The 6,729-nt window shown below is 33.6% G+C and carries 7 protein-coding genes and 1 pseudogene; all 8 read left to right on the top strand.

Going from position 1 to position 6,729, the window contains the following annotated elements; genetic code table 11:
* On the top strand, positions 1-1,328 hold a 1,328-nt coding region (locus HMPREF1639_RS07405), incomplete at its 5' end, for a DUF4368 domain-containing protein (protein ID WP_036765034.1).
* A gap of 60 nt (positions 1,329-1,388) precedes the next feature.
* Positions 1,389-1,907, top strand: a complete 519-nt coding sequence (locus HMPREF1639_RS07400) for a ClbS/DfsB family four-helix bundle protein (protein ID WP_005761288.1) — start codon at positions 1,389-1,391, stop codon at positions 1,905-1,907.
* Positions 1,908-2,033: 126 nt separating this feature from the next.
* A complete protein-coding gene (locus tag HMPREF1639_RS07395) occupies positions 2,034-2,354 on the top strand; it encodes a DUF3847 domain-containing protein (RefSeq protein WP_005761264.1) in 321 nt (106 codons plus the stop codon).
* A gap of 240 nt (positions 2,355-2,594) precedes the next feature.
* The gene (gene mobQ / locus HMPREF1639_RS07390) at positions 2,595-4,055 is read left to right on the top strand and encodes a MobQ family relaxase (protein WP_036765029.1); all 1,461 of its coding nucleotides are present in this window, start codon (positions 2,595-2,597) and stop codon (positions 4,053-4,055) included.
* Between the two features lie 126 nt (positions 4,056-4,181).
* Complete coding sequence (locus tag HMPREF1639_RS07385) at positions 4,182-4,967, top strand: class I SAM-dependent methyltransferase (RefSeq protein WP_198021078.1); 786 nt, start codon at positions 4,182-4,184, stop codon at positions 4,965-4,967.
* A 102-nt stretch (positions 4,968-5,069) separates the two neighbouring features.
* The gene (locus HMPREF1639_RS07380) at positions 5,070-5,234 is read left to right on the top strand and encodes a transposon-encoded TnpW family protein (RefSeq protein WP_019728250.1); all 165 of its coding nucleotides are present in this window, start codon (positions 5,070-5,072) and stop codon (positions 5,232-5,234) included.
* Between the two features lie 41 nt (positions 5,235-5,275).
* Positions 5,276-5,770 (top strand): annotated as a pseudogene (locus tag HMPREF1639_RS07375) (type IV secretory system conjugative DNA transfer family protein); the annotation flags it as partial.
* A gap of 39 nt (positions 5,771-5,809) precedes the next feature.
* Positions 5,810-6,729 (top strand): recombinase family protein (locus HMPREF1639_RS07370; RefSeq protein WP_036765021.1); only part of this gene is annotated, 920 nt, incomplete at its 3' end.

Genomic DNA, 6,729 nt, shown 5'->3' with positions numbered 1-6,729 from the left:
ATAACGGAATAGATAGTGAGAAACAAGCAGAAAGCGACTTTACCCCATTTCTAAATATCATGAACGAATGGTATGCAAGAGATACATCAAGAAAAATACAATCCATCTTCAGAGCAAGAATGGAAGAGGGTAAAAGAGTATCACCAAGCGTACCATACGGCTATTATAGAAACCCTAAGAACAAACAGGAGCTACTTGTCGATAAAGAGAGTTCAAAGGTCGTAAAACGCATTTACAGACTTGTAATAGAGGGATATGGAGTAACACAGATAGCAGATATACTAACCAAAGATAAAGTCCTTATCCCATCAGCCTATGCAGAAATACATTATCCCGAAAATAATCATAGCTCCAAGAAAAGAGGAATAGAAGACCCGTATTTTTGGACACCGACCACAGTAGGCTATATCTTAGAAAAGCAAGAATATATGGGACACACCGTACTTGGTAAAACAATATGCCTTGATTACAAAACCAAAAAACGAAGAAAGGCGAAAGAAGATGAACTCATTATCTTCAAAAACACCCATGAAGCAATCATTGATGAAGAAACATGGAATAACGCACAAAGGTTAAGAAAAACAGTGAGAAGAAGTCCAAAGTATGGAACAACATCACACCCCTTTACAGGACTTTTAATCTGTTCAGATTGTGGAGGAAAGTTAAGTTACAGAGAGCCGGCAGAACACAAAGAAAAGAAATATGATAGTGATTACTCTTTTGTATGTCAACATTATAGACACAGAAAAGGCACTTGCAGTATGCACTACATCAAAGTAAAAACAGTGAATGAAATTCTCTTAAAATCAATCAAAGAAATCACAGACTTTGCAAAAGAAGAAAAGCAAGAATTTCTAAAAGTGATGAACAAGTTATCCGACGAAAAAAGAGAAGAAAAGTATCAAGGAGATAAAGAAAAGTTAGAAAAACTGTCATCAAGAAATGCAGAATTAACAACACTAATTACAAAGCTGTATGAAGACCACGCACTTGGAAAAATTCCTGTAAAACACTTTGATAGATTATTTAATATCTATGATACAGAGCAACAAGACTTAGAAAAGCAAATACAGTATTTTGAAGAGGAAATAGAAAGCTATCATCAGAGAAAAGTTGAAACCGATAAATTCCTAAAAATGATAGAGAAATATACCGATATTGAAGAACTGACAGTACCAATGATAAATGAGTATATAGAAAAAGTAGTAGTTCATGAAGCGACAGGGGGAAGAAAAGGCAAAGACAGAAAACAGCAAGTTGATGTGTATTTTAACTTTATAGGCAACTGTCAAGTGCCACAGAAAGAGGAGATAGAAAAACTGGCTTAAAAATGGTATAATATTATTAATTATTCAGAGAGAAAAATAAGAAGTTGTGGAGGTGATTTTTTGCGAACATACGAAAATAAAGAAGAACTCAAGACTGAAATAAATAAAACATTTAAAAAATATATTTCAGAATTTGATAATATACCAGAAACCTTAAAAGATAAGAGAGTTGATGAAGTTGATAGAACTCCCGCAGAAAACCTTGCTTATCAAGTGGGATGGACAACCTTACTTCTTAAATGGGAGAAAGATGAAAGAAAGGGACTTAAAGTAAAGACACCATCGGACGAATTTAAATGGAATCAACTTGGTGAATTATATCAGTGGTTTACGGATACTTACGCTCATTTATCCTTACAAGAGTTGAAATCCAAATTAAATGAAAATATTAATTCTATCTATGCAATGATTGATTCGTTAAGTGAGGAAGAATTGTTTAAACCGCATATGAAAAAATGGGCTGATGAAGCAACTAAAATAGCAGTATGGGAGGTATATAAGTTTATTCATGTAAATACGGTTGCACCTTTTGGATCTTTTAGAACAAAAATCAGAAAATGGAAGAAGATAGTACTATAAATCTCAGTTTGTCGAAGTAAAATAATTAAATACAAGTAATAATATATCAACTTACGAAACAGTAAACAAAAAGAATGGTTTACTGTTTTTTCTTTGCTCAAAATTACGAAGAAAGGAAAACAGAAAATGAAAAATATAGATGAAAAAATTTTAATGGCAGAAGAAGAAATTAAGCAGTTACAAAACAAAAGAAAAAAGCTCATCAGTCAGCAGAAACAGGAAGAAAGAAAAAAGAGAGATAAAAGGCTTTATGAAAAAGGAGCAGTCTTTGAAAGTATCTTTACCGAAAGCAAGGATTTTACAAAAGATGAATTCTATCAACTAATCTCATTTTCAACTATCAAAGAAGCAATCAATCAAAAAATCTTAAAAATCATAGAGAAGCGAGAACAAAGCGAAAACAAAATTACAGAAATACAAGAGGAAGAAACAGAGATAGAGAAATAGTCCCTTGTTGACAAGGGCGCACTTATACACCCTAAAGGGTGTGTGCGTTCTCCGAAGGCTCTTGCAGAGAGCATATCAGCTAACGCTGATACAGGGGAGCTACACTCCCCTACGGAAATAAATTTCCTACCCCTTGTGTACTTCCCAAAAGAAATCGGATAAAAAGCAATCCGATTTTTTTTAGTAAGTCTTTATCATCGCCACCATATCCATATCAGAAAAAGAGAGGAGGTTTTACTTATGGCAATCTATCATCTTAGTATCAAAATTATCTCAAGAGGCAAAGGCAAAAGTGCAGTAGCAGCTTCCGCCTATCGTAGTGGCGAAACGATAAAAAATGAGTATGACGGCATAGTCCATGACTTTACAAGAAAGAGCGGAATCGCACATACAGAAATCCTACTACCACAAAATGCACCACAGGAATTTTCAAACCGTTCTGTCTTATGGAACAGTGTCGAGAAAATAGAAAAAAGTAAAAACTCACAACTTGCAAGAGAAATAGAAATTGCTTTACCTAAAGAGCTAAATCGAGAAAAACAGATTGAACTTGTCAGGGAGTATGTAAAAGATAATTTTGTAAATGTTGGTATGTGTGCCGACATTGCCTTACACGATAAAAATGACGGAAACCCACACGCACATATCCTACTAACAATGCGACCGTTAGAAGAAGATACAACATGGGGAGCAAAATCAAAAAAGGAATATATCCTTGATGAAAATGGAGAAAAGATAAAACTCAAAAACGGCAATTACAAAACAAAAAAAATAGATACAGTAGATTGGAATGAACAAGACAAAGCAGAAGAATGGAGAAAATCATGGGCAGACATCACAAACAAATATTTGAAAGAAAATAGCATACAGGAAAAAGTAGACCATCGTTCTTATCAAAGGCAAGGTATAGAACAAATACCGACCATTCATTTAGGAGTATCAGCAACCCAAATGGAGAGGAAAGGCATAGCCACAGATAGAGGAAATATCAACCGAGAAATCAAACACCAAAATGCGATTTTGAGAGAAATCACAAGAAGAATAAAAGCCTTACTAAATTGGATAAGGGGAATAGGCAAAGAAGAAAAAGCAGATACTGGAAATATAAAATCCACCCTACCACCAAAAGAAAATCTACTATCCGTTTTTGAAAATCTTATCCGTAACAATGCAGATAACCATAATGTAGACTTAGAAAAATATATTGAAAGCTATCAATTTCTTAAAGATAAAAATATTACATCAATATCTGAATTGAAAGAAAATATATCAGCATTAAGAGATAAAAATTATAAGACCACAAGAGCAATAAAAGATACCGAAAAGAAAATCAATGACAAAGTAGAGCTTATCGACCAATCCGAGAAATATTTGAAACATAAAGACACCTCCAAAGCCTATACCAAATTAAAGAAAAGTAAACAGGAAGATTTTTATAATGAGCATACCGCAGAACTTATTTTATTTGAGAGTGCAAGAAAATATCTAAAAGAACATTTAGGAGAAAGCAAGACCTTAGCTATATCAAAATGGAAATCAGAAGTTACCACTTTGAAGAAAGAGAAAAATAGCCTATATTCTCAAATCTTAGATATGCGAAAAGATGTTGAACAAGCCGAGAGTGTTAGGAGCTGCATAGAGAAATTACTACAAGGAAACAGAGAACTAACACAGGTCAAGAAGAATGAGTTAGGTCTATAAAACTGAGCTGAAAAATGGTATAATATTATAAATATAGAGTGAAACAAAATTCAAATTAACTTAAGGAGGTGCATTGAAATACAAAAAGTAAAGATAGAAAAGAATACTGTTCAGGAAACATTGCTTGTGCCACTATATGGTAGAAAAATGTGTTCTGAAAAATTTCCTGAACTTTATACAGACATTTTCGCAAAGAATTTATGCGATAGTTTGGATTATGATTTTTCAGAATTAGAGAGAAAAAATAATTCGTTTTTATATGAGTTTGGATCACTTGAAGCAGCAATGCGTCAGTTAGATATTATGTGGGAAATCAAAGAATATCTAAAGACTTATCCAAAGGCAACTGTTGTAAATCTTGGCTGCGGCTTAGACGAAACAGGAAAAGCTTGTGATAATGGAAGTTGTAAGGTAGTCAATGTAGATTTCTCCGATGTTATAGAAGTTCGTAATCAGCTTATTTCAAATTATGAAAGAGAAAAAAATGTTGCCTGTGATTTAAAAGATTATTCATGGATGAACGAAGTAGACGGTTCAAATGGAGTTATTTTCTTTGCGGCAGGGGTATTTCATTATTTTAAGAAAAATGAAGTGAAAGATTTAGTTTTAGAGCTTTCTAAAAGATATGTAGGGGGTTGTTTGATTTTTGATAGTGTAGGTAAGCTCGGTTTAAAGCTGATGATGTCAAAGACACTAAAAAATATGGGTATCAGCGATGTAGAAGGATTATTCTATACAAACAATCCGATACAAGATCTTAATTGGTCGGAGAAAATAAAAATTACCTCAAAGGGCTATATGTTGGGCTACTATGATATGAAAAGTCCCAATATTCGTTTCTCTCATCGTTTACTTGCAAAGATAGGCGATGATATGATGAAGATGGCTATAAATAAAATTGAGTTTGTTTAACTCAAGCAACTAAATACAATCTATAACATATCAACTTACGAAACAGTAAATCAAAAAAAGGTTTACTGTTTTTTCTTTGTCTAAAATCGGAAAGGAGGATTTATGGAGGAAGAAAAAAGAGAAATAAAAGCACCACCACATAAACAGTTAATAATGGATATTGGGAAGACAAAATATACTGTAAACCTACATTTTAAGCAAGATACAGGCGAAACATACAAGGATAAAATACTAAAGCTAATCAAGAGAGAAACAGAGAAGATATAAATTTGTCAAAGAAATTTTGTTTATGTCCTTGACAAATCTTCCCAAAAGGAACAATAGTTCTTGAGTGTGGAAAGATGCTTGAAGATAATGGATATGAGATTAAAATTCTAAATACCATAAACTTCAAAAAGTCTATGAAGTACAATCCATTCGCATATATCCGTTCTGAGAAAGATATTTTAAAACTCGTTCAGACAATCATCGCAAACACGAAGGGCGAGGGAGAAAAAGCAGGTGAGGACTTTTGGGTGAAAGCTGAGAAACTCTACTATACGGCACTTATCGGATATATCTGGTATGAAGCGCCAAGAGAAGAAAAGAACTTTGCAACACTACTTGATATGATAGACGCTTCAGAGGTAAGAGAAGATGATGAAACCTATATGAATCCGATTGATAGACTCTTTGAAGCATTGGAAAAGAAAGAACCGACACACTTTGCGGTGAAGCAATATAAAAAGTACAAATTGGCTGCTGGAGTAATAGAATTAAGGAGAACACTTAATCACTATTTTAGTGAAATATGTACTTCTTAATTCTTTTTTTATTGAAAAATTAAGAGAAAGGGGGTAAAAATGAGGAATTTTGAAAAGATAACAGCACTCTATGAGAGATTAAGTCGTGATGATGAACTGCAAGGAGAGAGTAACTCTATCATCAATCAGAAAAAAATATTAGAAGAATACGCAAGCAAAAATAATTTGTCAAACATCATTCACTTTACAGATGACGGAATCAGCGGAACACAGTTTGACAGACCGGGATTTATGGCAATGATGAACGGAGTCAATCAAGGAAATATTGGTTGTATCATTGTAAAAGATATGAGCAGACTTGGCAGAGATTATCTCAAAGTTGGTCAATGTATGGAGATACTAAGACAAAAGGGCGTAAGACTAATCGCTATCAATGATAATGTAGATAGTTTTTACAGAGAAGATGATTTTACTCCCTTTAGAAATATCATGAATGAATGGTATGCAAGAGATACATCAAGAAAAATACAATCGACTTTCAGGTCAAAAGGCGAAAGTGGGAAACATACTGCAAGCACACCGCCTTATGGCTATATCAAAGATGAAAAAGATAAAAACAAATGGATTGTAGATGAAAAAGCAGCCGAGATAGTAAGACGAATATTTAATCTTACAATGGACGGAGCAGGACCATACAAAATAGCAAAGATANTNGAAGCGGACAAGATAGATATACCCGCTTATCATCAGCAAAAAATGGGATATGGATTACATCAAAGCAAAAACTTTGAACATCCCTATCGTTGGTGCAGCTCAACAATAGCAAGCATTTTAAAGAAACAGGAATACTTGGGGCATACAGTCAATTTCAAAACAAGAAAGCACTTCAAGGACAAGAAAAGCAAATATGTATCCGAGGATAACTGGCTTATTTTTGAAAATACACACGAGCCAATCATAGACCAAGAAACCTTTGATAATGTGCAAAGGATAAGAGGAAATGTAAAAAGGTATCCTGA

The sequence above is a fragment of the Peptostreptococcus sp. MV1 genome, from assembly GCF_000758885.1.
Lineage (GTDB): Bacteria > Bacillota > Clostridia > Peptostreptococcales > Peptostreptococcaceae > Peptostreptococcus.
The sequence above is the reverse complement of the archived record's forward strand: the minus strand, read 5'-3'. Positions and strand labels throughout refer to the sequence as shown.